The organism is Bradyrhizobium sp. 26S5 (assembly GCF_036923295.1).
GTDB classification, from domain to species: Bacteria; Pseudomonadota; Alphaproteobacteria; order Rhizobiales; family Xanthobacteraceae; genus Bradyrhizobium; species Bradyrhizobium septentrionale.
This window is the reverse complement of record NZ_CP145948.1, coordinates 6,645,434-6,669,467: the sequence shown is the minus strand read 5'-3', so window position 1 is coordinate 6,669,467 and position 24,034 is coordinate 6,645,434. Positions and strand designations below refer to the sequence as shown.

Sequence of the window (24,034 nt, the reverse complement as noted above, 5' to 3'; positions counted from 1 at the left end):
CGAATCACTATGCCACAGTGCTGACACGATTGGAATCGGCTACGCATGCGGTCTGGCCTTGGCTAGGTAAATTTTCCTCGGAGGCTAGAACGAGCGGGCCTGATCCGGCGCTGACGCCGTCACAAACTATGCTAACGTTGCCCCACGCTTATTTCAGGGGGCGCGATCATGATTGAGCCGAAGCTTGAAGTTCCCGCCGAGTTGCGCGATCTCGCGGAGAAGACCATCGACCAGGCCGAACAGGCCTTCAGCCTGTTCTTTGACGCCGCGAGCAAGTCGATGACGGCGATGCCGGGCACCGGTACCGAGATTTCCAAACAGGCGCTGTCGTTCACCGAGCAGAACATGAAGGCGGCGTTCGAGCATGCGCGCAAGCTCGTGCACGCGACCGATCTGCAGGAGGCGATGCGGATCCAGTCGGAGTTCCTGCGCAGCCAGTTCACCAACGCCGGCGAACATATGCGGCAGATCAGCGGAAGCGTCATGTCCGCAACCAAGGACGCCACCAAAGGCAAGTTCTAGGACGGCTTTCGCAGCGCGTCGAGCCTAGCGCCGGCGCGCGACGGCAACGCCGAGCAGAAACGCGACGAACAGGCTGGCGAGCGGCGCTTCGCGCGTGACCGCGCTCACCGTGGCAAGGACTCCGCCCGGCCGGCGCGAGCTTGCGATCGCGTCGCTGAGCCGATCCGCAGCCGCTCGCAGTCCGTCCGACACCTCCGTGATGGTGCGCGAAACGTCCGTCGCAGCGTCGATCGCTCGTTCGCCGAGTGTGGGCTGCAGGGGGGACTCGGGTGTCTCGGAGCTCATGTGCCGCGATCTCACTAAAGGTCAGGTGGTCGCCACCTTCCATCCGCGCGTGCACATGCTTTGAACAGCGGGTCGATGACCTAGGGCTATCCGCGACAGGCGCCGTTTTGAATTGCGGGTGGCGGTCGCACATCGTGCAAATGCCACAGCCGTAGATTGGTTCCACCGACATGCCGTCCTTTCACGTCAGGGAACCGGAAACTTACGCGCGGGTCGCGGCTTGTTTCCGGGGAGGAGACGATGATGACAATGCAAGCGCACGGCATAATGGAAGGTGGTTCGCTCAGGCATCGCAATCGGCACGGCGGTACGCCGCTGGTGATTGCAGCCGTGATTGCGATCCTTGGCGTGTTCGGGATGCTGATCGTCGACCACGGTCCATGGAATACGCCGAAGGTGCAGCCGGCCGCCTCCGCCAACTACTGGACGACCGGCGAGGCTGCGCGTGCGGCCGGCGCAACGGTCATGCCGACCGAGCCGAAGGCGCCGATTGAACCCGTTCCACCTGGCCCCAAGCCGGCGCAACCGGCAAACCCTATCCCGCCGCAATAGATGTGGGCGTTCGTGGAGATGCGTCCGATGACGCGGAGCGCAGAAATTGACTCGTCGGGCAACTCAGCGGCACAAGATCACTGTCGGCAGCATCAAGCGATGATCAGCGAACGCTGACGAGCATGCCCCACGCCGCGGCGAACCCGGCACCGACGAGAACCAGCACCGGAGTGTCGCAAAAGAAGCCGCCATACTGGCACATGGTGGTACCGAGCGAACCGATCTGATGATGGCCTGCGGCATAGAACAGGCCGGACAGGACCGCGAGCACGGCAGCAACGAAATACATCGACGCTTCCTCCCTGCAATCAACGTACGGCGCGGGCCGGTTCGACCGGCGCGAGCCGAAAACCGTAATTGATGTCGGTCCAAATATGAACGGCTTGTCCCACTTGACGCGTCGGGCAACTCAGCGGCACACTGACATCATCGCAACAAGCATACGGCCGATCGACGCCAACTCATGTTGCGATTCCAGATCATGCGCAAACTTTCGATCAAGGCGGTTTCCCACCGTCGAAGCCGACGCGTTGCATTTTACCGATCGCATTCAGCTCGTAAAAAGGTTTGACACGTCGGGCAACTCAGCTGCATAATTCAAAAATTCCGAAATTGTTGAGCCCGCGCGGAGCAATCCGCGGCGGGCTTTTTGTTTGCCGTTTCATCAATCGGACGGCGGCCGCAACGTCACGACGCCACATCCTCCCCGCCCATCGCCTGAGCGTCGTCAGCGCGCCGCCGTCCGAACCCTTTGAAACGAGCACGAAATTGGCCGGCGCGCGCGAACGCGCCGGTCCTGCGGCGCGGCGCAAGCCGGCGCCGCCCGCGGCCCCACTCGTCAGGGATAAGGTTCGCGCCCCAAACGGTTGCAGCATTTTGCGCGACCTGCCGCATCTTTAATTCGATGGCCGCACCGCGCGCTGCCGGCCGATCAATGAGGTTTGCAATGACCGCCTATCTAATCTCGCTCGCACTCGCGGGCTTGGTTGCCCCCGCTCTGTGGGAGGCCGCATGAGCGCCGAGATCATCCAGTTCATTCCGCGACCGCGTCGTGAGTGTGAGCGAACGGATTTTCCCACGATCGCATTTCGCTCGGTGCTGCCCGATCCCGACACGGATCGCTCCGATACGGCCCCGAGTGAGTATCTCCCCTCCGATTGGCAGGAGAAGTAGTAGCTTGGCGAAGTCGATCACCCAGATCCGTTCACTCGCGCGGAGTCATACGCGGAGCGCGATCAACGCGCTGGTCGGCGTGATGCGATCGACCAGTGCAACCCCGGCTGCCCGCGTCTCCGCCGCCAATGCCATCCTCGATCGCGGTTGGGGCAAAGCGCCGCAGGCGATCGAAAACGGCGACGGAGCGCTCGAACTTGTGCACCGCATCGAGCGGATCATCGTCGAGCCTGAGGAGGCTGAGGGTGAAGATACCTGAGAGCGGAGGCCGCGGCCCGTCCAATTCTGCGGATCGCCTGGCTAGCTTTGTCGAGGGTCCTTCCGACACGTTCAATCACGTCATCGAGAGCCCGGATCGCTATCGTGACCGCTCGCAGCATCGTGTGTCCTGTTCTGCGGGGTTGCTCTTACCTACGTGCTAGCCGGCATGATATCAATCGTGGCGTGTCCGAGCGGAATGGTACTATTGTGCGATGATGCGGCCTGCTCGGTTGGTAGCGGCTGATCTCATATCGGTGGATGTTGATGGCCATGGCCGATAGGCGTCGTGTACTCCGGGCAATGAGTATGACAGTGCTGCTCTCGACCTTTGAATCGATCTGGTGGCTATTGGGTTACGCCATAGCTCTGCTGGTGTTGCCGATCGTCTCATTCGGTAAGGTCCGGGTCGGCTCATTCCTCGATTCTCACAAATTCAACTGGCTCGGCTATCGGTATCGCGAAGACGGTCGCCTGGAAATCGAAGGCACTTTCGCCACCTTGATCGGGCTATTGGTTTTTTGTGCCGGGTTTATGCTGGGTCTGTTCTTCATTCACTGAGCTGCGTCCCAGTCGGCATATCCCTATACGCTCTATTCCTTAGCGCAGACGCCCGTCGCGGACGAGCCTAGGTGGACTAGGCCTTGCGACCACCTCAGACGTGCGCAACGCTTGGGATAGCCCGTGGCGCATATTGACGTCGGATCGAACCGAGATTTTGTATGTCGTACGCGCCAATTGCTGGAAGGGCAATTGCTGGATCGATCGGTCTACCTTCAATACCCAAGGCAAATCGCAAAGAGGCTTACGTTGATCGCATACAGAAAGAGTTTCGCGGCCTCCTCGACCACGCTCAAGCACAGGCCATCTATGATTCAGACCGTGCCTACTGAGAAAATCTCTACGGCAGCGATCCGCTGAACTCGCGTAATCATCCCGCGTCTCCTCCAAGCAGCTTGTTGCCGCGCGAGGCTGCGGCGCGCTATCCGGGCTATAACTATCTCAGTCCGTCGCCAAGCCATGCCGGCGCCTTCGGCCGGTTCGGCACCGGCGGACAGTTCTCGCCGGGATCGGCCACATCGTCGCGACCACTTTACGAGACGCAGTCGCTCGTTGCGCCGCCCGATGACCCATCACCGGAATTGGCCAGCAAGGAAGCACCCATCCGGCGCCTGGTGCGGGGTACCGCCGAAAGGCGAGAACCAGCCTGACTTCGATGGCGGAGTGCCTGCCGTGCCGTTCGTTCCGTCGGCTTCGATTCCGCAGGCGGGTCGGCCCGCGACATTCGACGAACGCTTCGGAGCTTTTGCGGGCGCGCCTCCGGATTCGATCAGGTCGCTGAGCCCGTTCAGCGGCGAGCCGATGCGATATCTGCCGCCGTCAGTGTTTGGTATCCCGGACGCTTCCGGTGCGCCGGACAAGAGTTTGAATGACCGGCTTGCCGGCCTCACCAGAGCGCGCCCTCGCCAATAACAGTCCAGCCTGGCACCGTCCGCAAGGCGGCGAGCGGACGTGCGACGCGATCTGACTATCCGGAGGACCTCTGTCGATCTTGACGCGGGGGTTGGCGGCATTGGGCTTGTTATCTTCGCTGTCTATTTGACTGCCCCTCTTTCTGCACAAAAAATCCCGAAACCATGCGCAGCAAATACATGGGCGGGATTGGAGATACCCTGCTATTGCAGACGTGTGAGTGTAGAGCGGCAATGGGCCTTTCATTGTCGGTCAGGCGGTGCCGGCCGCGCCTGGCTCGACGACGGGATGCAGCCCTGACTAGCAGTATGCTCACGCATATAGCTTCTGCGGATACCATCCATGGATGACGTCTGTCACCTTATCAATGCGCTGCCCACGATCAATAACCTCTGTACGATCGGCTCCATTGGATGCGTTCTTCCAACATACTTTCTCGATCTTCGCCTTGCGACTTATCGATTGATCTTGTCCTTGGGTATCGTTTTCGGCCTTTCGACATGGGCCTTCGTGACCACGCTCGACTTCTCTTGTTCGTTCTTCATCCCCTGGCCATTCATGAATTCGTCCCTGAACGTCGTTCTGATCGCGATATTGGTAGGCATCGCGTGGGTAACCCGCGTGAATTTGTGGAGCACGGTAGTCCTGACATGCGCCTTGGCCAATTGGGCGGGATTCAGTGCCGCCGTCTGGATCGTTTCCTGAATCCAAAAATTGATCTGAATCCTCAAACTCAGCGAATAGGTCATCCATGGACCCCCTGCCGTCATACAGCAAGGAGACACTTGCCGGTGTTCAATCAATGGCGCCTGAGATCGCCGCCGCGGCAGCGAGGTACGGCGTGCCCGCCGAAGCGATTGCCGGAAGTGTGGCCCAAGAGCAATTCGATCAGACTGCTAGCTATTGGAACGAAGTGAAGCGTGCAGGATCATCTTATTGGGCAACTCATTTTCTTCGAGAAGCGCTAGAAAGAGGAGCGAAAATCAATCCATCTGACCCTCGACAAGGAGCCTCCAGCTACATCCTGGATCGGTACAACTCCGATCCAAACGCAATAACGGTCGGATCGGATATTGAGAAGAAATTCAAGAATGCTCTGCTTATCGACTATGGTCCGGCTGGAGTGAAATTCCAGAACGCGATTCAGGCAATTCTGACAGATCCAGATGATCCGGCCTTCGCGCCTTATGCGAACAACCTATTTTCTGCTGGCGTCGCTTTGCAGAACGGTAGCGACAGAGCCCTTACGGCATCATCGATAGCGGCATATTTGCGGCATGGCCTTGGCGTTTATCAATCCAACATGAGTATCAACGGAGATCCCAAGACAGGGATCGATGCTTGGAATGCCTTGAGTCCAGAGCTGCGAAGTGCACTGCTTGTTCAATTTTATAAGCAAGGTCCGACTCCGGAGCGGGTGCTGAGAAGCAAGTGGACCGCCGCGCAGAATGGTGTTCCTTATATTCCGCAAATTGGCACAGACGGCGCGGGCGCGACATACCTGGCAAATCAAGCCGCAGTGGCCCAGGCGTTAGCTGATGCGCCAGCAGACTTTGCAGGCCGCTGGAGCGCGGTGCCGGCATCTGCTTCGAGAAGCGTCGCGACGCACTCGTCCGTCGCGCCACCTGACGACGTTTCGCAAGATGAGGCCCGCAAAAGAGGGGACATTCGGCGTCTGGTACGTGTACCGCTCACAGGCGAGGGGCAAACTGCGTTCGATGCGGGAGCACCGGCCGTGCCGTTCGTTCCATCGGCTCCGATTTCGCCTCCCGGCCGATCCGTGACGTTCGACGAACGGTTTCCTGCGTCCTCGCTCGCGGCGGGTGCGCCTTCGGCTTCGATGAGCCCGCCGAGCCCGTTCAGTGGACAACCCATGCGATATCTGCCGCCGTCTGTGTTTGGCATTCCGGACGCGTCCGGCGCGGCGAATACCAATCTGGATAACTGGCTTGCCGAGCTGACCAGAGCACGCCCTCGTCACTGACAGTTCAGGCCCGATGATCGCCGTGAGGCGGCAGGCGGGCGAGCGAGCCATCTTGCGTTATCGAGAGCAGCCTTGTCGATCCTGAAAATTCCAACCGCAAAAGTGTTCGAGCCGCTGCTACAACCGGCGCGCTACAAGGGGGCATTCGGCGGCCGAGGTTCGGGAAAATCCCACTTCTTCGGCGAGCTCCTGGTCGAGATGTGCCAGGCCGAGCGCGGCACGCTGGCGGTATGTATCCGCGAGGCGCAGCGAACGCTGGCGCAATCGTCGAAGCGGTTGATCGAAAGCAAGATCGCGTCGCTCGGCGTCGGCCAAGGGTTTAAGGTCTATTCGGACAGGATCACGACGCCCGGTGACGGCGTGATGATCTTCCGGGGCATGCGGGATCATACGGCCGACTCGATCAAGAGTCTGGAGGGCTTCAAGGTCGCATGGATCGACGAAGCGCAGTCGCTGAGCGCGCATAGCCTCGCTCTGCTGCGGCCGACGATCCGCGCGCCGGGCTCCGAGCTTTGGGCGAGCTGGAATCCGCGGCGGAAGTCGGACGCGATCGATGACTTCCTGCGAACCCGCAAAGCCCCAGGAGCGATCGTCGTCAACGCAAGCTGGCGCGACAATCCGTGGTTTCCGGGGGTGCTCGATGAAGAGCGGCGCGTTGACCTCTCGCTTTATCCCGATCGCTACAATCACATCTGGGAAGGAGGTTACGTGCAAGCGTTCGAAGGCGCGTACTTCGCCACGTTGCTGGCCCAGGCGCACAAGGACGGTCGGATCGGCAAGGTCGCGGCCGATCCGCTGCTGCCGTTGCGCGCCTTTATCGATATTGGTGGCGCGGGCGCGACTGCGGATGCGTTCACGATCTGGATCGTGCAGTGGGCCGGTAGCGAAATAAGGATTCTGGACTATTATGAGAGCGCCGGCCAGGTGTTGGCGTATCACCTCAATTGGCTGCGCTCGCGCGGCTACAGGCTGTTCGAACCTGCCTCGCCCTGGGCATGGGAGCACACGTTGTATTGGCGGAAGGAACTCGTCTAGAAAGCGCGCGAGATGGGTTGAGCGGTTACCAATAATACCATGACGTAGAGAGCCCGGCGGCCGAATGGCCACCGGGCTTTTTTGCGTTTCCGCGCCAGGAAGCGGCCTTCTGCATTCAGCGTTCGCTAGCATGAGCCTGGACCACATGTCGTATCTTGGCCGGGAAAAAATGCTGGATTGGCCTGTCCTGCGCGGACGAGGCATCGCTGAAAACGTTCCCTCAGTGGGCACCCGCCGCAGTCGTTAGTCCTGGGCGTTGAAAATTCGAGGGACGTAGGCTTGCGCGGCTTGATCTCTGGTGATCGATCGATAAACTGAGCCGTACGGCTCGATCGCACGCACAAATGTCTTGGAGATCGAACGAAGGAAGAGACCATGGTTGAGGTTGACCGCGGGCTCGACGCGAAGGTGCCGCCAGGCGCAGACATGGATCGCTATTCGGTCATGGTCGCACGAGCCAGGGCGCTTGTGCCGGCCTTGCGCGAGCGAGCTCAACGGACCGAAGACCTGCGCCGATTGCCGCCCGAGACCGAACGGGATCTGCACGATAATGGGCTTTTCCGAATCCTGCAGCCCAAGCGCGTCGGAGGAAGCGAACTCGACTATGTTGCACTGGTCGATTGCGCCGATGCCTTGGGCCAGGGCGACGCCTCGGTCTCCTGGAATTTTGCCAATCTTGCGAGCCACCACTGGATGCTCGGTATGTTCGCGCCCGAGGCGCAGAGCGCGGTGTGGGGCAAGGATCCGGATACGCTGATCGCGTCTTCCTTTGTATTCCCGGCAGGCCGTGCAAGGAAGACAAGTGGCGGATATATACTGAGCGGTCATTGGCCGTTCTCGTCCGGGGTGGAAGCGTGCGGATGGAACATGCTCGCGAGTGTGGTTGCCTCTGACGATGAAGCCGATGGCGTCGAGTATCGGTTGTTCTTGCTGAACAGGCGGGACTACAGCATCGACGATACCTGGAATGCGGCTGGTTTGCGCGGAACGGGATCAAACGACGTTCGGGTAACTGACGCGTTCGTCCCCGAGCATATGACGATTGCCGTCAGCGATCTCGCGGGCGGTGCGACGCCCGGCAGTGTTGTCAATCCGAATGCGCTCTACATGCTTCCGGTCTTCTCGTTGTTTCCTTATGTCTTGTCAGGGGTCGGCCTGGGGAATGCGCAGGCTTGCCTTGATGATTATGTCGAGATCGCGCGACACCGCGCCTCGACATACAACCGGGCCAAGATCGGAGACCTGCAAAGCACACAAATCAAGATCGCTGAGGCGTCGGCAAAGATAGATGCCGCGCGGTTGATCATGCGTACGAACTGCGTTGAGGTGTTAGCGGAAGTTCGGCGTGGCGACATCCCGAGCATTGCGGCGAAGACGAAGCTCCGACGCGACGGCGCGTTTGCGGTCAATCTGTGCACCGAAGCGGTGTCTCTTCTGTTCGCGGCGAGCGGGGCGCGCAGCCTGTTCACCTCGGGCGCGTTGCAGCGCCAATTCCGCGATGCGCATGCGGTGAACTCGCACCTCGCCTTCAATTTTGACGCGGCCGGTACCAATTACGGGCGGGTGGCCCTCGGGCTTCCGTCTGAAAACCTGACGCTTTGAGGCCGATTGGATGTCTGACTTACCCAAACATCCGCCGGATCCGGCCAGTGAGTTCGCAAGCGACAGTTCGACGATCGACCCTCGTGACTTCCGCAACGCGCTTGGCACGTTCGCGACCGGCGTGACGATCGTGACCGCGATGTCTGCCGAAGGGCGGCCGTACGGAATTACCTGCAATTCCTTCGCGTCGGTATCGCTCAATCCGCCGCTGGTGCTGTGGAGCCTGGGCATGTTTTCGCAGGGGCTGCCGATCTTCCAGAATGCCAGCCATTTTACCGTCAACGTTCTTGATGCGTCGCAGCGGGCGTTGGCGCTGCAGTTCGCTAGGTCATCAGGCGACAAGTTCGCAGGTGTGAGCTGGACGCCAGGTCTCGGTCAAGCTCCTGTGCTTGCCGACGTGGTTGCAAATTTTCAATGCCGTGCCGCCAACCGCTACTACGGCGGAGATCACGTCATTTTTCTAGGGGCGGTGGAAGCCTACGCTTATAACCGGAACAATCCGTTGTTGTTCGCGCGGGGAGGTTTTGGCGGATTCCAGCCTGACGATGGTGACAAGACATCATGAATCGAAAGACGCCCGTCAAGCGAGCTCGTACCAAGCAGAGGCGACTATCAGCTGACGACCGGCGCAGCGAATTCGTCACCAAGGCGACTGAGCTTTTTGCGGAAGAGGGATTCGGCGGCGGTACACGTACCCTCGCGCGCAAGCTCGGCGTAACCCAGCCGCTGCTTTACCGCTACTTTCCGAGTAAGGATGATCTCATCAAGGAGGTCTACCGCAAGGTATATCTCGAACCCCTGGAAATCGGCTGGGAGAAGTTGCTCTCGGATCGCTCGCGTCCGCTCCGCGTGCGCCTACAGGAGTTTTACGAAGTTTATACGGATGCAATCTTCAACCGCAAATGGCTGAGGATCTATCTTTACTCCGGCCTGAAGGGCCTCGATATCAATCGCTGGTATGTCGGCATGGTCAAGGACAAGATCCTGACCCGCATTCTCAGGGAATGTCGCCACGACGCCGGCCTCGCGACGCAAAGCAGGCCCAGCGCCGCTGAACTGGAACTGGCCTGGGTGTTTCACGGCGGTATCTTCTACTATGGTGTGCGGAAGTACATCTACGAAACGCCGGTCCTCGAGGACAAGGCACAAATGATCAGCGATGCGCTGGATATCTTTCTCGCAGGATTCGAGAGGATGGCGGAGAGCGCGACCGATCGTCGACGGGCGCCGATCAAGGTCGTTGGTTGAGCGGCACTACCTCGTTGCCATCTGACCCCGATACCAATCTCCGATCTCGCTCGCCGTCATCAGCGCTACGCCGTCATGGCCGATGACGTAATCGAGCAGCGCCTCCAGATATTTGATTCGATGTGGCACGCCCGTGATGTAGGGATGCACCGAGATCGCCATGATCCGCGCATTCTCCGCGCCTTCGAGATACAGCCGATCGAACTGGTCGGTGCAGCGCGTCAGGAACTGTTCTGACGGAAGATGCTGCAGCGCGTGGATAACGATGTCATTGGTCTCGACGGAATAGGGAATTGTCGTCACCGTTCCGTGCGGCGTGGCGATGTCCTGCGGGAGATCGTCGATCACCCAGTCGGCCACGTATTCGATGCCGTTGAGGCGCAGGAGATCGAGCGTCTCTTCGGTCTCGGTCAGGCCGGGGCTTTCCCACGATCGCGGCGGCTTGCCGGTAAATCCAGCAATGGTGTCGACCGCGCGCTTGATTGCGTCAGCCTGGTTCTCGACCTTGTGCATCGGGCCCTGGACAAATCCGTGTCCCATGAATTCGAAGCCCGCCTCAAGCGCTGCCGACGCCACCCGCGGATAGCTGTTGCAGACGTTGGCATTCACGGCCAGCGTCACCGGAATCTTTCGATCGGTGAGGGCCTTGAATTGCCGCCAGAAGCCGGCGCGCATGCCGTATTCATGCCACGACCAGTTCGGCACGTCGGGCAGCAGGGGCTGGCCCATCGGTGGGCTCAGCACGGTGCGCGGCATCGCGTTCCCGATGCGCCATTCCTCGACATTGAGGATCACCCACACGGCAAGTTTCTTGCCGCCCGGCAATGTCAGCTTCGGGCGATCGACCTGGGCCTGGTACGGAATGCGATCAGTGAAGGCCATGTCGAGACTCCTTGATCACGCCGATAATCCGGGAGCGGCATTGATCCGCGGCAAGACCTTCTCAGCCATCAGGATCATCGATTGACGGCCAAGCTCGCGATCCCTCCAGTCCTTGCCGGCGTACAGCAAGGTTCCGAAGGCGCCGATCTCCTCCTGGAACGCTAGCAGTTGATCTGCAACGCTTTCGGGTGTGCCGTAGATGATGAGCTTGTCGCAGATCTCTTCCAATGTAACCTCGGCGTCAGGTTGATCCCGCCGCGTCTTGAACAGTTCGAGCCGGCCGCTGCGCTTCAGCTTCGTGAACAGCTGGTGATAGTAGTACACGTAGGGGCTGTCGGGCGACGTGGCATAGGCTTTCGCGGTTGCTGCGTCCCTTGCCACGAACACGCTCTTGGCGACACGCCAATTGGCGCTGTCGATCGCCCGGTTTGCGCGTTCGCAGCCCTCGACATATTTGGGCCAATGGCTCTTCACCCAGGCAGGCATCAGGAAGTTTGCCGAGATCGGATCCCAGCCGCGTGCCGCCGCCTCCGTGACCCCTTTTGAGAACGGCGCGACCGCGGTCACCACGATCGGCGGATGAGGGGTTTGCAAGGGGCGCGCGACGATGCCTTGGCCAATATCCTCAATCAGAGTTCGTTTGACCGAGACATCCCAATATTTGCCCTGCAGATCATAGGGCGGCTTGCCGGCCCAGATGTCGAGAACCTGATTGATCGCTTCCAGGAACATCGCATTGCGGTCGGCATCGAGATTGCCGAAGACTTCCGCGTCGGACAGCAATCCGCCAGGGCTGATCCCGAGTATGAAGCGCCCATCAAGCATGTGGTCGAGCATGGCGACAGATGCGGCGACTGCAGCCGGATGGGTGTTCGGCATGTTGATGGTGCCGGTTCCAAGCCTGATCTGCTTGGTTGCGGCCGCGAGCCAGGCAATGAACGCGATGCTGGAAGTGATGTTCTCGGCCTTGTCGGTGACATGCTCGCCGACATAGCCTTCGGTGAACCCGAGCTCATCCGCGAGCAGGAAGGCCTCCCGATCCTCCCGGAGCGACTGCCGCCAATCCTTGTCGAGAGGATGGATCGGCATCGTAAAGAATCCGAGCTTCATGATCCGCCTCCCTTGCGAGTAGAACTTTAGTTGGCGAGGAACCTGCGGCCTTCCCGCAGCGAAGACAAGCCCCGCCGCGCAAATAATCACTCGATAAACAAGCTTGACCTTTGAAGAGGGCGGCCCTCTAATCGGGCAAACCAAAATTGGGCCCGGGAGGCCACGCCCACATGAAAGCTGCGGCTTTCGCCTATGCCCGCGCGACCAGCGTCGTGAATGCGCTGGAATTGCTCGCTGCGCATGGCGACAAGGCGAGGGTTTTGTCAGGTGGTCAGAGCCTGATGCCGGCGATGAACCTGCGGCTCCTATCTCCGGACATTGTGGTCGATATCGGCGGCCTCGCCGAGTTGCGCGGCATCGCGGTGAAGGGGGATGTGCTGGTCATTGGTGCGTTGACCCGGCATGTCGACCTGCTCGGTTCGCCGGAGGTTGCTCTGCACGCGCCGTTGTTGCGCGATGCCGTTGCCCATGTTGCTCATCCCGCAATTCGCAATCGCGGAACGATTGGCGGTAGCCTCGCCCATGCCGATCCTGCGTCGGAACTGCCCGCCTGCGTCGTAGCACTTGACGCCACGGTTATCGTTCGCGGCCCGGCCGGCGAGCGCCTGATTGCTGCGACCGGGTTTTTCAAGGGAATTTACGAAACGGCACTGTCTCCGGACGAGTTGCTTGTCGCAGTCGAGGTGCCTGTCGCAGGCCAAGGCTCGACGTTTTTCTTTCAGGAATACGCCCGGCGGCATGGCGACTATGCCATCGCTGGTCTCGCCGCTCGCGCTGTTGTGGCGCGCGGCAGGTTCACGGATCTTCGGCTCGGTTTCTTTGCGGTTGGTGACCGGCCTCTGCTCGCGTCCGCCGCCGACAAGCTGATCAATGCATCTGTGACCGCCGTCTTGCTCGCAGAGGCTGCGACCGCGCTGGCCGATGAACTCGATCCACATGAGGATCAGCAGGCTAGCCCAGCCATGCGCCGACATCTCGCCACAGTCTTGCTCCGGCGCTGTGTGGCCGCGTTACTCGCGCGACCTGAACTGGAAACGGGAGCAACCAAGTGAGCGTTCCGGTATCGATCTCGCTTCTGGTCAACGGCGAACTGATCGATGCCTTTGTCTTGCCGCGGCTCAACCTCGCTGATTTTCTCCGGGAGAACCTGAAGCTGACCGGCACTCACATCGGTTGTGAGCACGGCGTCTGTGGCGCCTGTACTGTCCGGGTCGATGGCGAGATCGTTCGCTCCTGTCTGATGTTGACGGTCCAGGCGCAGGGGGCGTCGGTCGAGACAATCGAGGGGCTGTCCGACAGCGGAGAAGTCGCCGATCTTCAGGCAGCGTTTCGCGAACGGAATGCATTGCAGTGCGGCTATTGCACGCCTGGCATGCTGATGACGGCGCAGGACTTGCTGAAGCGTCTGTCCGTGCCTGATCGTCAAGCGATCCGCGAGCATCTTTCCGGCAACTATTGCCGCTGCACGGGCTATCAGGCCATCGTGGATGCTGTGGAGGCGACAGCCAAGACGCGCGCGGAGCGCCGCGCATGACAGCGACCCGTGCGCCAGCCGACACACTTTCAGTGCTCGATCGCCCGAATTCCTACATCGGCAAGACGGTGCCGCGTCCGAATCTCGACAGGCTGCTGCAAGGGCGCGGACAGTACGTCAGCGACCTGGAATTGCCGCGTATGGCGCACGTGGTCTTTCTGCGGTCGCCATATGCCCACGCCAGAATCGTGGCGATCGATGCCGCCGCGGCAAGGCGAATGTCGGGCATCATTTCCATCGTCACCGGGCGTGAGCTTGAGGCTGTGATTACGCCTTGGGTCGGTGTGCTCTCGCATCTAAAGGGATTGAAGTCGGCGCCGCAGCACGCGATCGCGGTCGACCGGGTCTGCTGGCAGGGTGAGGCGGTGGCGGCGGTTGTGGCAACCAGCCGCGCGGCCGCTGAAGATGCCATGGAGCACATTGCCGTCGACTACGAGGAACTCGAGGCGGTCACGGACATGCGCACTGCGCTCGATCCGGCGACTCCTGTCATTCACGCCTCGCTCGGTGACAATCTCGCCTTTGAGCGGACCCTCAATGCCGGCGATGTCGACCTCGCATTGTCGGGGTCCGAGGTGGTCGAAGCCGACTTCGTGTTCGGGCGCCACACCGGCGTGACACTTGAGCCGCGGGCCGTCGTTGCCGACTGGAATGCGGCCGAGGCGCGGCTCACGATCTATCAGGGCACGCAGGCGCCCCACATGGTGCAGAACATCGCGGCCCTCCATCTCGGGCTGAGGGAAGCGCAGGTCCGGGTGGTCTGCAAGGATGTCGGCGGCTCGTTCGGCATCAAGGTCCATATCTACGCCGACGAAATGGCGACCTATGCGCTGTCCAAGCTGCTGCGGCGGCCGGTCAAATTCGTGGCTGACCGCGTCGAGAGTTTCAACACGGACATTCACGCCCGCGATCATCGATGCAGGGGACGGATCGGCGTCCTAAAGGACGGCACGATTACGGCATTCGAGATCGACGATCTGACGGGGATCGGCCCCTATTCGATGTATCCGCGCACCAGCGCCATCGAGGCAAATCAGGTGGTCAACCTGGTCGGTGGGGCATATCTGACCCCGAACTTTCGGGCGCGCGCGCGGGTCGTGTTCCAGAACAAGAATGTGATGTGCCAGTACCGCGCGGTCGGGCACCCGATCGCCTGTTCGGTTACCGAAGGCCTGGTCGATCTGGCCGCAGCGAAGATCGGCATGGATCCCGTCGAGATCCGCCGGCGCAACCTGATCGCCGACGATGCCTATCCCTGCGCATCACCCTCGGGCATGAAGTTCGAGCAGCTCTCGCATCACGCCTCGCTGGCCAAGCTGCTTCAGATGATGGACTACGACGCATTGCGTGCCGAGCAAGCCGCGTTGCGTACCAGAAACGTTCATCGAGGCATCGGAATCGCCAGCTTCATAGAAGTGACCAATCCCAGCGCCGCCTTCTACGGCGTCGGCGGCGCGCGGATCTCGTCGCAGGATGGTGTCGCGGTTCGGCTTGACGCCCAGGGCTCGGTGATCTGCCAGACCAGCATCACGGAGCAGGGGCAAGGGTCGGAATCGCTGACGGCCCAGATCGTCGGCAGCGTGCTTGGCGTTTCGATGGAGCGGGTCCGCGTGATCCTGGGCGATACCGACAACACGCCCTATGGCGGCGGTACGTGGGCCTCGCGCGGCGCCGGCATCGGCGGCGAAGCCGCGTTGCAAGCCGCCAAGGCTCTGCGCAAGAATATTCTCGACGTTGCTGCGGCCATCCTGCAATCGACGCCAGCCGGGCTCGATATCGTCAACAACAGTATCGTCAATGCCGACGACGGCGCGCCCCGCATCGAGCTGAACGAGCTGGCGCGGATCGTCTATTTTCGACCGGACACCCTCCCGCCAGGGATCCAGCCCGAGTTGATGGCGACCCGGCATTTCGTTCCACGCCAGTACCCCTTTGCGTTTACCAACGGCATTCAGGCCTCGTGGCTCGAGGTCGATACCGAGACCGGGTTCGTTACGCTGCTCAAGCATTGGGTTGTCGAAGATTGCGGCACCATCGTCAATCCGCAACTGGTTGACGAGCAGATCCGGGGCGGGGTCGTGCAGGGGCTCGGCGCGGCACTGTTCGAAAAGTGCATCTATGATGAACGCGGTCAGCTGACCAACGCCAATATGGCGGACTACCTGGTCCCGATGTCCGGTGAGATGCCCGATATCGAGATCGGCCACGTGGTCTCTCCGACGTTAGAATCGGAGCTGGGCGCCAAGGGGGCGGGCGAGGCGGGGACAGCCGGTGCGGCAGCTTGCGTGGCCAACGCGGTCAATGACGCGCTCCGGCCGTTCGGCGCAATAATTACCGAGATTCCGCTGACGCCTCAGGTTATCCTGACGGCCCTGGGACGAATCTGAGGTGGAGACGTTCCGGGCAAAGACAAAACGATAAGCAAAACACAACACAGACAGTTCTTGGGGAGGAATGGTCATGACGAACAAGGTCACCAAAGCTGGATCGATATCGCGGCGTCGTCTGCTGACGACGGCAAGCGCCGGCGCCGCTCTCGCCGTCTCGCCCTTTCGCATCAATCTACTGCAGGCCCAGGAAGCACCGATCAAGATCGGCTTCCCGGTTCCCTTGACCGGCCCATATGGCGCCGAGGCCCAGGACCAGGTCCGGGCGGGTCAGCTGGCTGTCGCCCAATTCAATGATGCCGGCGGTCTCAACGGCCGCAAGGCCGAGCTCGTCGTGCGCGATGACAAGCTGAATCCCGGTGAGGCGGCGACGCGGACATTGGAGCTGGTCGAGAAGGAGAAGGTGAATTTCGTCGTCGGCAGTCTGTCGGCGGCGGTTCAGCTTGCGATCAACAACGTCACCAAGGAGCGCGGCGTCATCTTCAATTCGATCAGCCAGTCCGACGCCATCAACGAGGCGGCAGACTTCAGCAAATACACATTCCACGAAGCGCTGAACCCGCACATGACATCAGGTGCGGTCGGCCGCTACGCCTTCACCAAATTCGGCAAGAAGGTTGCGTTTCTCACGGCGGATTATGCCTACGGTCACGAGATGGTTCGCGGCTTCCTTGAGGTCGGCAAGGAGTTCAACATCGAGAACCTCGGCGACATCCGCCATCCGCTGGGAACGACCGATTTCTCGACCCTGCTGCCGCGTCTCCAGTCGCTGAAGCCCGATATTTTGTGCATCAGCAATTTCGGGCGGGACCAGCAAATCGCGCTGAAGCAGGCAACCGACTTTGGCATCAAGAAATCGATCCAGATCATCGCGCCGCTGCTCTCGCATGCCAGTCGCGTCGCGGCGGGTCCGCAGGCATTCGAAGGCGTCGTCGGCGGTTGCTCGTTCTACTGGGGTATCGATGACAAGTTCGCCTCGACCAAGGCGTTCAACGATGCTTTCCGCAAGATGTATGACGGCAAGCTGCCCACCGATTACGGTGCGCTCGGCTATGGCGGTGTTCGGACCGTGCTCGAGGCGGTCAAGGGCGCCGGCAGCGTGGAGACCGACAAGGTCGTCACCGCATTGGAGGCTCTGAAGTACGACTACTACAAGGGACCGCAATATTATCGCAAATGCGATCACCAGTCGGTGCAGTCGGTGCTCGTGATCAAGTCGAAGTCCAAGGACATGAAGAACGAGTCCGATGTGTTCGAGGTTCTGTCGACCGAAGAACCCAACGAAAAGAACCTGCGTACCTGCGAAGCGCTCGGTCACAAGAGCTGAGCTCGTGCGATGGCGCGCGCCGCGGAACGGTGCGCGCCACATTGGGGTGATGAGATGGCGGGCCTGAGCTTTGACCTGATTGCGCTGCAACTGTTTGCCGGGCTGGCGCTCGGCGCGATCTACGTGCTGTTTGCGATCGGCCTCTCGCTGATCTTCGGGATGTTGACGGTCGTCAACTTCGCCCATGGCGCGTTCTACATGGTCGGTGCCTATGTCGGGCTCTATTTGATTTCGATCGGCGGCAATTTCTGGATCTGCCTGGTGGCGGTGCCGCTCCTGATCGGACTGTTCGGCCTTGTGGTCGAGCGCGTGCTGATCCGGCCGCTCTACGGCCGCGGCATCGACTATCCGCTGCTGCTCACCTTCGGGCTGAGTTACGTGATGGTTGAATGCGTGCGCATTGCCTTTGGGAAGACCGGTTATCCCTTTGACACGCCCGAGATCCTGCAGGGGGCGGTCAACATCGGTGTCGGCTATTTCCCGCTCTACCGCCTGTTTGTCATCGCGGCGACGGCCGTCGTCCTGCTGGCGCTCTGGTTGTTTCTGGAGAAGACCAGCTTCGGGCTCATTATCCGCGCCGGCGCGCGCGATCCACAGATCGTCCGCGTCCTTGGGGTTGATGTTTCCAGGGTCTGGCTGATCGTGTTCGGGATAGGTACCGCGATTGCGGGCTTGGCCGGCCTGTTGGCCGCCCCGCTGCAGGGCGTCATTCCGGAGATGGGCGGCACGATTCTCGCCGAAGCCTTCGTGGTGACCGTCGTCGGCGGAATGGGGTCGATCGGCGGCGCCATATTGGCAGGCCTGCTGGTCGGTGTGGTGGTCAGCATGACCTCGCTGTTTGCACCGGAGATGGCCAAGGTTTCGATCTTTGCCCTGATGGCGGTCGTGCTGATCGTTCGTCCCCAGGGCTTCTTCGGCCGCGCCGGATTGATGAGCTGAGCCAGGCATGACCGACGCCACCGAATCCATCAAACAGCCAGATACCACCACGGCCAGCTGGTACGAGTTTGCAACGAAGCATCGCGCCAGCATCGTGGCCGTGGTGATCCTGGTTTTTCCGCTGGTGATGCCGTTCACGGCCCTGGCCGTGAACATCCTGATCTATGGGCTGTACGCCCTCGGCTTCAACCTCGTGTTTGGCTATCTGGGCCTACTCTCATTCGGTCATGCTGCGCTGCTTGGAACCGGTGCCTATGTCTGTGGCATCGCCATCGTGCACTTTGGCTGGCCATGGTATGCGGCCATTGCGGCGGGGGTCGCCGGCGGCCTGTTGATGGCGCTGTTGATCGGCGTACTCGCGATCAGGACCCGCGGCATCTACTTCGCCATGGTGACGATGGCGCTGTCGCAATGCGTCTACTACCTTTTCTATCAGGCGGTTGACCTGACCGGCGGCGAGAACGGCCTGCGCGGCATCAACGTCCGCACCATCGATCTGTTCGGCCTGCGGATTGATTTCATCAACCCGATGGTCCGGTACTACGTCATTGCGGCCTTCGTGATCGCTGCATTCTTCGTGATGTCGCGCATTCTCGCGTCGCCATTTGGGGCCGTCATTGAGGCCGTGCGCGAGAATGAGATGCGAGCACGCGCGTCAGGCTATGACGTGACCCTGACCCGATTGCTGACCTTTGTTTTGTCGGGCGGCTTCTGCGGCCTCGCGGGTGCCTTGCAGGCCCTGCATCTGTCGATCGTGCCGATCGAGATTTTGCACTACGAGACCTCGGGCCTCGTCGTGATGATCGCTCTGCTGGGCGGTATGGGGACATTCTTCGGGCCGATGATCGGCGCCGCGGTCTTCCTGGTGCTGGAGAACATCGTCTCCGTCTGGACCGTGCACTGGCAACTGATCGTTGGCGCCATCTTCATTGCATGCGTGTTGTTCTTCCCTGCCGGAATCTGGGGCACGCTGATCGCGCGGGGCAGGCGATGACCGCGGCGGCAGACCGGGCGGGAGAAATCATTCTGCGCACCAGGGGCGTTGGCAAGACGTTCGGCAAGTTTGTTGCGCTCAACAACATCTCGGCCGAGTTTGCCAGGGGAGCGATCACCTCCATCATCGGGCCGAACGGCGCCGGAAAGAGCACCTATTTCAATTTGCTGTGCGGTGCCTTTCCGCCGTCGAATGGCAGCGTCGAGTTCGAGGGCAAGGATGTCACCGGTCTGCCGCAGCACCGCTTTGCGCACATGGGGATAGCAAAGTCGTTCCAGATCACCAGCGTGTTTCCGCAGCTGACGACGCGTGAGAACATCCGCGTCGGTCTGCAGGCCCTGGTGTCCAGATACGACATCTGGCGCCCGCGCGCGCGGCTGACCGAACTGGTGGAGCGGGCGGACGAACTGCTTACCCTCGTTGGGTTGTGGGAGTCCCGCGAACGCGCCGCCAAAACGCTGGCTCATGGCGAGCAGCGGGCGCTGGAAATCGGCATGGCGCTTGCCAGTCAGCCTCGCTTGCTGCTGCTGGACGAGCCGACGGCCGGCATGAGCCCGGAAGAAACTCGGACCATGATGGATCTGATCGTGAAGCTCGCAAAGGAGCGGACGGTCATCCTCGTCGAGCACAAGATGAAACTCGTGCTCGGGATCAGCGATCGCATCCTCGTGTTGCACCATGGTGAACTTCTTGCCGAGGGAACGCCGCAGGAGGTCCGGCAGAACGAGGCCGTGAAGCGTGTCTATCTCGGCCAGCGGGAGCATTGAGGTGATTCTGCAGATCAGCAAGCTCAATGCCTGGTATGGCGCAAGCCACGCGTTGCAGGACATCAGTCTCGAGGTGAGCAGAGGCGAAATCGTCTGTCTGATCGGCCGCAATGGGGCCGGCAAGACGACGACGCTGAAATCGATCATGGGCTTGATGGGGCGGACACGCGGCTCGGTCACCTTCAAGGGTGAAGAGCTGCTGCGCCAGCCGGCGCATGTTCGGTTCGCGCTGGGGCTTGCCTATGTTCCCGAAGAGCGGCGGATTGTGCAGGGACTGTCCGTGCGGGAGAATTTGCGGCTCGGGCTGGTCGCATCGAAGCAGAAGAAGCGGGAGGCCGAGCTGATCGACGAGATGGCCGTGATATTCCCACGACTGGCCGAGCGCATGGATCAAGAGGCGGTTACGATGTCCGGCGGCGAGCAGCAGATGCTGGCGATCGCGCGGGCGATGATCGCCAAGCCCGACTTGATCATGCTGGATGAGCCCTCGGAGGGCATCATGCCGGTGCTGGTCGACGAGATGTTCGAGCTGTTCCGCAGCATGAAGGCGCAGGGAACGACGGTGCTGCTGGTCGAGCAGAACGTCGAGCTGGCGCTGGGTATCGCGGATCGTGCCTATGTGCTGGATCAAGGATCCGTGGTGCACCAGGCATCTGCGCAGGCACTGCTGGCCGACAATGAGATCAAGGAGCGATATTGTTCGGTGTGAGCGGGCTCGCAGGCGGGCGCAGTTGCAACCGGCGCCGACGCCATCTTACTCCGCGGCGCTTGCGATCCCTTCGGCTCTGCGATTGGTCACGACGACCTTGATCGCATCGTCGACACGATCCCGCGCATATCTGAGCGCCGTCGGCAGGTCGGCCAGCGGAAAGGTATGCGTGTGGATCTTTCTCGCGTCGAACCGCTTCGCTGCCATCAGTTCCATGGCGCGGTGGGTGGCGCTGCGGCCCTCGCCGCGGATGCCGTAGGCGTAGATGTTGTTTCGCACGAGATGCGCAATGTCCAGCGTTGCGGCCTCGTGCGGGAAGGCGGCCAGACAAATCCTGCCGCCACGGTTGGTCATGTGAATCGCCTGGTTGAGTGTCGCTTCGGTGCCGGCACATTCGACGACATAGTCAGCGCCGATCCCCCCTGTTAGTTGCCTCACAACCTCAACGGCGTCCTCATCGTTGATGTTGATGACCCGATCGGCCCCCAATTCCCCGCCGATCGCCAACCGCTTGTTGCGTGTTCCCGTCAGGATGACCGGGCTTGCACCAAGCGCCTTGGCCACCGCCACAGCGAGCAGTCCGATCGGCCCGGGGCCGATCACCACGACGCTCTCGCCGGCAACCAATCCCCCCAATTCCGTCAAGCCATACATCGACGTACCGGCGGTCACGACAAGCGTCGCTTCCGCGTCGCTCATCGCATCAGGTACGCGCGCCAGCGTGTTGATGTGGTTCACCGCGTATTCGGCGAATCCGCCATCGGTCGTAAAGCCGTTGGCACGGTGACCCTTCTCGGGTCTTCCATAGTTGAGACAGGACGTGTACATGCCCTGGCGGCAGCGTTTGCATTGGCCGCAACCGGCGTGAATCTCCACGCTGACCCGCTCACCGATCCTGAATTCGTCAACGTCCGGGCCGAGCGCGGCGACCGTGCCCATGTATTCGTGGCCAGGCGTAAAGTTCTTGTTGAAGGGCAGGCCGCCCTGAATGCTCGCCGGCGACCCGGCATGGATGATCTCAAGATCCGTGGCGCAGATCGCAACCGCATCGATACGGACCAGCACCTCGGCACGCGACGGGGCAGGCGTCGGCTTCTCGCTCAGGTGGAGCTGATCGGGGTCGCCAAGGACCCAGGCTTTCATGCGGTCGGGGACGGGAAGGTCGGGCGATGTCTTGACGCCGGGCGGCTGGTACATGGTCGCCTCCTCTTTTGGTTGGCAGCCTAGCGCAAAACGGCCGGCGGCCGCGAGCAGCCGATGGTTGGCATCGCGGCTCCGCCATTTGCTGCACAGCAGCGGGCGCGTCGCAAAACCTTCATACGCGGACTATACTTGATCGTCCGGTTGATGTTGAAATCCTCATCGCATCCCGCCAAACCGGAGCCTCCCATGAAGACCGTCCGCCTTGTCCTCGCGTTGCTGGCGCTGACGCTGATCGCGCCATGGCAATCGGCTAGGGCGGCCGACGTGATCTGCTACAATTGCCCGCCGGAATGGGCGGATTGGGCCTCGATGCTGAAGGCGATCAAGGCCGACCTCAACTACGACATCCCGCACGACAACAAGAATTCCGGCCAGGCGCTGGCTCAGATCTTGGCTGAGAAGGCCAACCCGGTCGGCGATATCGGCTATTTCGGCGTCACCTTCGGCATGAAGGCCAAGGCCCAGGACGCGCTCGAACCCTACAAGCCGGCGCATTGGGACCAGGTCCCCGCCGGCCTCAAAGATCCGGACGGCTATTGGACCACGATCCACTCCGGCACGCTCGGCCTGTTCGTCAACAAGGACGCACTTGGCGGCAAGCCGGTGCCGGCCTGCTGGAAGGATTTGTTAAAGCCCGACTACAAGGGGATGGTCGGCTACCTCGATCCGTCGTCGGCGGCGGTCGGCTATGTCGGCGCAGTGGCCGTCAATCTGGCGCTGGGCGGCTCGCCCACCAATTTCGATCCCGCGATCGGCTTCTTCAAGGAGCTGCGCAAGAACGATCCGATCGTGCCGAAGCAGACGTCCTATGCCCGCGTCGTCTCCGGTGAGATGCCGATTCTGTTCGACTATGACTTCAACGCCTACCGCGCGAAATACTCGGAAAAGGGCAACTTCGAGTTTGTGATTCCCTGCGAGGGCTCGGTGGTGTTTCCCTATGTCGTCGGTCTCGTGAAGAACGCGCCCGACAAGGAGAAGGCCAAGAAGGTGATGGACTATCTGCTGTCCGACAAGGGCCAGGCGATCTGGACCAATGCCTATCTGCGTCCGGCCCGCCCGATCGAGCTGCCGGCTTCCGTGAAGGGCAAATTCCTCCCCGACAGCGACTACGCGCGGGCCAAGAGCGTCGACTGGGGCGAGATGGAGAACGTGCAAAAAGCCTTCGTCGACCGCTATCTCGCCGAGATTCGCTGAGGCAATATGGTGCCCTTCGCCAGGGCACCAATCTTCCGATGTCGCAAAAGTCCTTTGTTTGGCTCTGTCTGCTGCCGCTTGCGGTGGTGACGACGGCATTCTTCCTGTTGCCGATGGCACGGCTGGTGATCGCGGGCGCCGAAGGGCCGCACGGGCTCGCCGGATATCTCGCGATCCTTGCGGAAGGCCGCTATCGCGCGACGTTGATCAACACCGTGCTTCTCGCGGCGGCAACCACAATCGTGACGCTGATCGTGGCGACGATTGCCGGAATGTTTCTGCAGCGGCACCGCTTTCCCGGGCGGGCCGTGCTGATCGCAATGCTGACCTTTCCGCTGGCGTTTCCCGGCGTGGTCGTCGGCTTCATGATCATTCTGCTGGCCGGACGACAGGGGCTGATCGGCGATCTCTCGAACAGGATCTTCGGCGAGAAGATCGTTTTCGCCTATTCGATCTACGGGCTTTTCCTGGGTTATCTCTATTTCTCGATCCCGCGCGTGATCCTCACCATCATGGCGGCCGTACAAAAGCTCGATGTCGGCCTGGAGGAAGCCGCGCGGTCGCTCGGCGCCAGCCCATGGGCGGTGCAGCGTGACGTCGTGCTGCCGGCGCTCGCGCCGGCTTTCGTCGCTTCCGGTGCGATCGCCTTTGCCACCGCAATGGGAGCGTTCGGGACCGCTTTCACGCTGGCGACGAATATCGACGTGCTGCCGATGCTGATCTACACCGAGTTCACGCTGGCCGCCAATTTCGCGACCTCGGCAGCATTATCGGTCGGACTTGGCCTGATCACCTGGCTCATCCTTGCGCTTGCCCGCACGTTCAGCGGCAGCGCGGTCGCGGCGGCCGGGTGAAC

The 24,034-nt window shown here is 61.1% G+C and carries 26 protein-coding genes; 20 read left to right on the top strand and 6 right to left on the bottom strand.

Annotated features, from left to right (window positions below; translation table 11 throughout):
- Nucleotides 1-168: 168 nt before the first annotated feature.
- Complete coding sequence (locus tag V5279_RS31455; RefSeq protein ID WP_021080362.1) at nt 169-522, top strand: phasin; 354 nt, start codon at nt 169-171, stop codon at nt 520-522.
- Nucleotides 523-546: 24 nt separating this feature from the next.
- Here V5279_RS31455 and V5279_RS31450 read toward each other — a convergent pair whose 3' ends face one another.
- Nucleotides 547-807, bottom strand: a complete 261-nt coding sequence (locus V5279_RS31450) for a hypothetical protein (RefSeq protein WP_338691025.1) — start codon at nt 805-807, stop codon at nt 547-549.
- 267 nt (nt 808-1,074) lie between these two features.
- Between V5279_RS31450 and V5279_RS31445 the strand changes: the two genes are divergently transcribed.
- Nucleotides 1,075-1,359, top strand: a complete 285-nt coding sequence (locus V5279_RS31445) for a hypothetical protein (protein ID WP_338701460.1) — start codon at nt 1,075-1,077, stop codon at nt 1,357-1,359.
- A 103-nt stretch (nt 1,360-1,462) separates the two neighbouring features.
- Here V5279_RS31445 and V5279_RS31440 read toward each other — a convergent pair whose 3' ends face one another.
- A complete protein-coding gene (locus tag V5279_RS31440; RefSeq protein WP_166207815.1) occupies nt 1,463-1,648 on the bottom strand; it encodes a hypothetical protein in 186 nt (61 codons plus the stop codon).
- Between the two features lie 722 nt (nt 1,649-2,370).
- Between V5279_RS31440 and V5279_RS31435 the strand changes: the two genes are divergently transcribed.
- From V5279_RS31435 to V5279_RS31425, 3 genes are all read left to right on the top strand, one after another.
- The gene (locus V5279_RS31435; protein ID WP_338691022.1) at nt 2,371-2,532 is read left to right on the top strand and encodes a hypothetical protein; all 162 of its coding nucleotides are present in this window, start codon (nt 2,371-2,373) and stop codon (nt 2,530-2,532) included.
- A gap of 4 nt (nt 2,533-2,536) precedes the next feature.
- On the top strand, nt 2,537-2,791 hold the full coding sequence (locus tag V5279_RS31430; RefSeq protein WP_338691021.1) for a hypothetical protein: 255 nt from the start codon (nt 2,537-2,539) through the stop codon (nt 2,789-2,791).
- A gap of 308 nt (nt 2,792-3,099) precedes the next feature.
- Nucleotides 3,100-3,351 carry a hypothetical protein gene (locus tag V5279_RS31425; protein ID WP_338691020.1) on the top strand — a complete coding sequence of 84 codons (252 nt, stop codon included), beginning with the start codon at nt 3,100-3,102 and terminating at the stop codon, nt 3,349-3,351.
- A gap of 1,224 nt (nt 3,352-4,575) precedes the next feature.
- On the opposite strand, the gene V5279_RS31420 is transcribed toward V5279_RS31425, so the two are convergent.
- Nucleotides 4,576-5,016 (bottom strand): hypothetical protein, encoded by a 441-nt coding sequence (locus tag V5279_RS31420; protein WP_338691019.1) that lies wholly within the window; start codon nt 5,014-5,016, stop codon nt 4,576-4,578.
- Between V5279_RS31420 and V5279_RS31415 the strand changes: the two genes are divergently transcribed.
- From V5279_RS31415 to V5279_RS31395, 5 genes are all read left to right on the top strand, one after another.
- Complete coding sequence (locus V5279_RS31415) at nt 5,015-6,247, top strand: hypothetical protein (RefSeq protein ID WP_338691018.1); 1,233 nt, start codon at nt 5,015-5,017, stop codon at nt 6,245-6,247. The genes V5279_RS31420 and V5279_RS31415 overlap by 2 nt on opposite strands.
- A gap of 72 nt (nt 6,248-6,319) precedes the next feature.
- Nucleotides 6,320-7,282: a PBSX family phage terminase large subunit gene (locus V5279_RS31410; RefSeq protein WP_338691017.1), complete on the top strand. Its 963-nt coding sequence runs from the start codon at nt 6,320-6,322 to the stop codon at nt 7,280-7,282.
- Between the two features lie 426 nt (nt 7,283-7,708).
- Entirely contained in the window at nt 7,709-8,884 is a 1,176-nt protein-coding gene (locus V5279_RS31405; RefSeq protein ID WP_414645963.1) for an acyl-CoA dehydrogenase family protein, read from the top strand.
- A gap of 10 nt (nt 8,885-8,894) precedes the next feature.
- Nucleotides 8,895-9,449 carry a flavin reductase family protein gene (locus tag V5279_RS31400; protein ID WP_166305542.1) on the top strand — a complete coding sequence of 185 codons (555 nt, stop codon included), beginning with the start codon at nt 8,895-8,897 and terminating at the stop codon, nt 9,447-9,449.
- Entirely contained in the window at nt 9,446-10,132 is a 687-nt protein-coding gene (locus V5279_RS31395; protein WP_338691015.1) for a TetR/AcrR family transcriptional regulator, read from the top strand. Before V5279_RS31400 ends, V5279_RS31395 begins: the two co-directional genes overlap by 4 nt.
- 6 nt (nt 10,133-10,138) lie before the next feature.
- Here the strand turns inward: V5279_RS31395 and V5279_RS31390 are convergent, their stop codons facing one another.
- Both V5279_RS31390 and V5279_RS31385 read right to left on the bottom strand, forming a co-directional pair.
- The gene (locus tag V5279_RS31390; protein WP_166305548.1) at nt 10,139-11,014 is read right to left on the bottom strand and encodes a polysaccharide deacetylase family protein; all 876 of its coding nucleotides are present in this window, start codon (nt 11,012-11,014) and stop codon (nt 10,139-10,141) included.
- 15 nt (nt 11,015-11,029) lie between these two features.
- On the bottom strand, nt 11,030-12,124 hold the full coding sequence (locus tag V5279_RS31385) for an LLM class flavin-dependent oxidoreductase (RefSeq protein WP_338691014.1): 1,095 nt from the start codon (nt 12,122-12,124) through the stop codon (nt 11,030-11,032).
- Nucleotides 12,125-12,294: 170 nt separating this feature from the next.
- On the opposite strand from V5279_RS31385, the gene V5279_RS31380 reads away from it, so the two are divergent.
- The 8 genes from V5279_RS31380 to V5279_RS31345 all read left to right on the top strand — a co-directional run bounded on the left by V5279_RS31380 (nt 12,295) and on the right by V5279_RS31345 (nt 20,781).
- A complete protein-coding gene (locus V5279_RS31380; protein WP_338691013.1) occupies nt 12,295-13,176 on the top strand; it encodes a xanthine dehydrogenase family protein subunit M in 882 nt (293 codons plus the stop codon).
- A complete protein-coding gene (locus V5279_RS31375) occupies nt 13,173-13,658 on the top strand; it encodes a (2Fe-2S)-binding protein (protein ID WP_338691012.1) in 486 nt (161 codons plus the stop codon). The genes V5279_RS31380 and V5279_RS31375 overlap by 4 nt, the downstream gene beginning before the upstream one ends.
- A complete protein-coding gene (locus tag V5279_RS31370; protein WP_338691011.1) occupies nt 13,655-16,045 on the top strand; it encodes a xanthine dehydrogenase family protein molybdopterin-binding subunit in 2,391 nt (796 codons plus the stop codon). The genes V5279_RS31375 and V5279_RS31370 overlap by 4 nt, the downstream gene beginning before the upstream one ends.
- A 73-nt stretch (nt 16,046-16,118) precedes the next feature.
- Nucleotides 16,119-17,372: an ABC transporter substrate-binding protein gene (locus tag V5279_RS31365; RefSeq protein ID WP_338691010.1), complete on the top strand. Its 1,254-nt coding sequence runs from the start codon at nt 16,119-16,121 to the stop codon at nt 17,370-17,372.
- Between the two features lie 54 nt (nt 17,373-17,426).
- Complete coding sequence (locus V5279_RS31360; RefSeq protein WP_338691009.1) at nt 17,427-18,311, top strand: branched-chain amino acid ABC transporter permease; 885 nt, start codon at nt 17,427-17,429, stop codon at nt 18,309-18,311.
- A 7-nt stretch (nt 18,312-18,318) separates the two neighbouring features.
- Complete coding sequence (locus V5279_RS31355; protein WP_338691008.1) at nt 18,319-19,305, top strand: branched-chain amino acid ABC transporter permease; 987 nt, start codon at nt 18,319-18,321, stop codon at nt 19,303-19,305.
- Nucleotides 19,302-20,072 carry an ABC transporter ATP-binding protein gene (locus tag V5279_RS31350; RefSeq protein WP_338691007.1) on the top strand — a complete coding sequence of 257 codons (771 nt, stop codon included), beginning with the start codon at nt 19,302-19,304 and terminating at the stop codon, nt 20,070-20,072. Before V5279_RS31355 ends, V5279_RS31350 begins: the two co-directional genes overlap by 4 nt.
- A gap of 4 nt (nt 20,073-20,076) precedes the next feature.
- Complete coding sequence (locus tag V5279_RS31345; RefSeq protein ID WP_338701458.1) at nt 20,077-20,781, top strand: ABC transporter ATP-binding protein; 705 nt, start codon at nt 20,077-20,079, stop codon at nt 20,779-20,781.
- 45 nt (nt 20,782-20,826) lie between these two features.
- Here V5279_RS31345 and V5279_RS31340 read toward each other — a convergent pair whose 3' ends face one another.
- Entirely contained in the window at nt 20,827-21,978 is a 1,152-nt protein-coding gene (locus tag V5279_RS31340) for a zinc-dependent alcohol dehydrogenase (RefSeq protein WP_338691006.1), read from the bottom strand.
- A gap of 192 nt (nt 21,979-22,170) precedes the next feature.
- Here V5279_RS31340 and V5279_RS31335 point away from each other — a divergent pair, with 192 nt between their 5' ends.
- Both V5279_RS31335 and V5279_RS31330 read left to right on the top strand, forming a co-directional pair.
- Nucleotides 22,171-23,178, top strand: a complete 1,008-nt coding sequence (locus tag V5279_RS31335; protein WP_338691005.1) for an ABC transporter substrate-binding protein — start codon at nt 22,171-22,173, stop codon at nt 23,176-23,178.
- Nucleotides 23,179-23,216: 38 nt separating this feature from the next.
- The gene (locus tag V5279_RS31330; protein ID WP_338691004.1) at nt 23,217-24,032 is read left to right on the top strand and encodes an ABC transporter permease; all 816 of its coding nucleotides are present in this window, start codon (nt 23,217-23,219) and stop codon (nt 24,030-24,032) included.
- Nucleotides 24,033-24,034 lie beyond the last annotated feature (2 nt).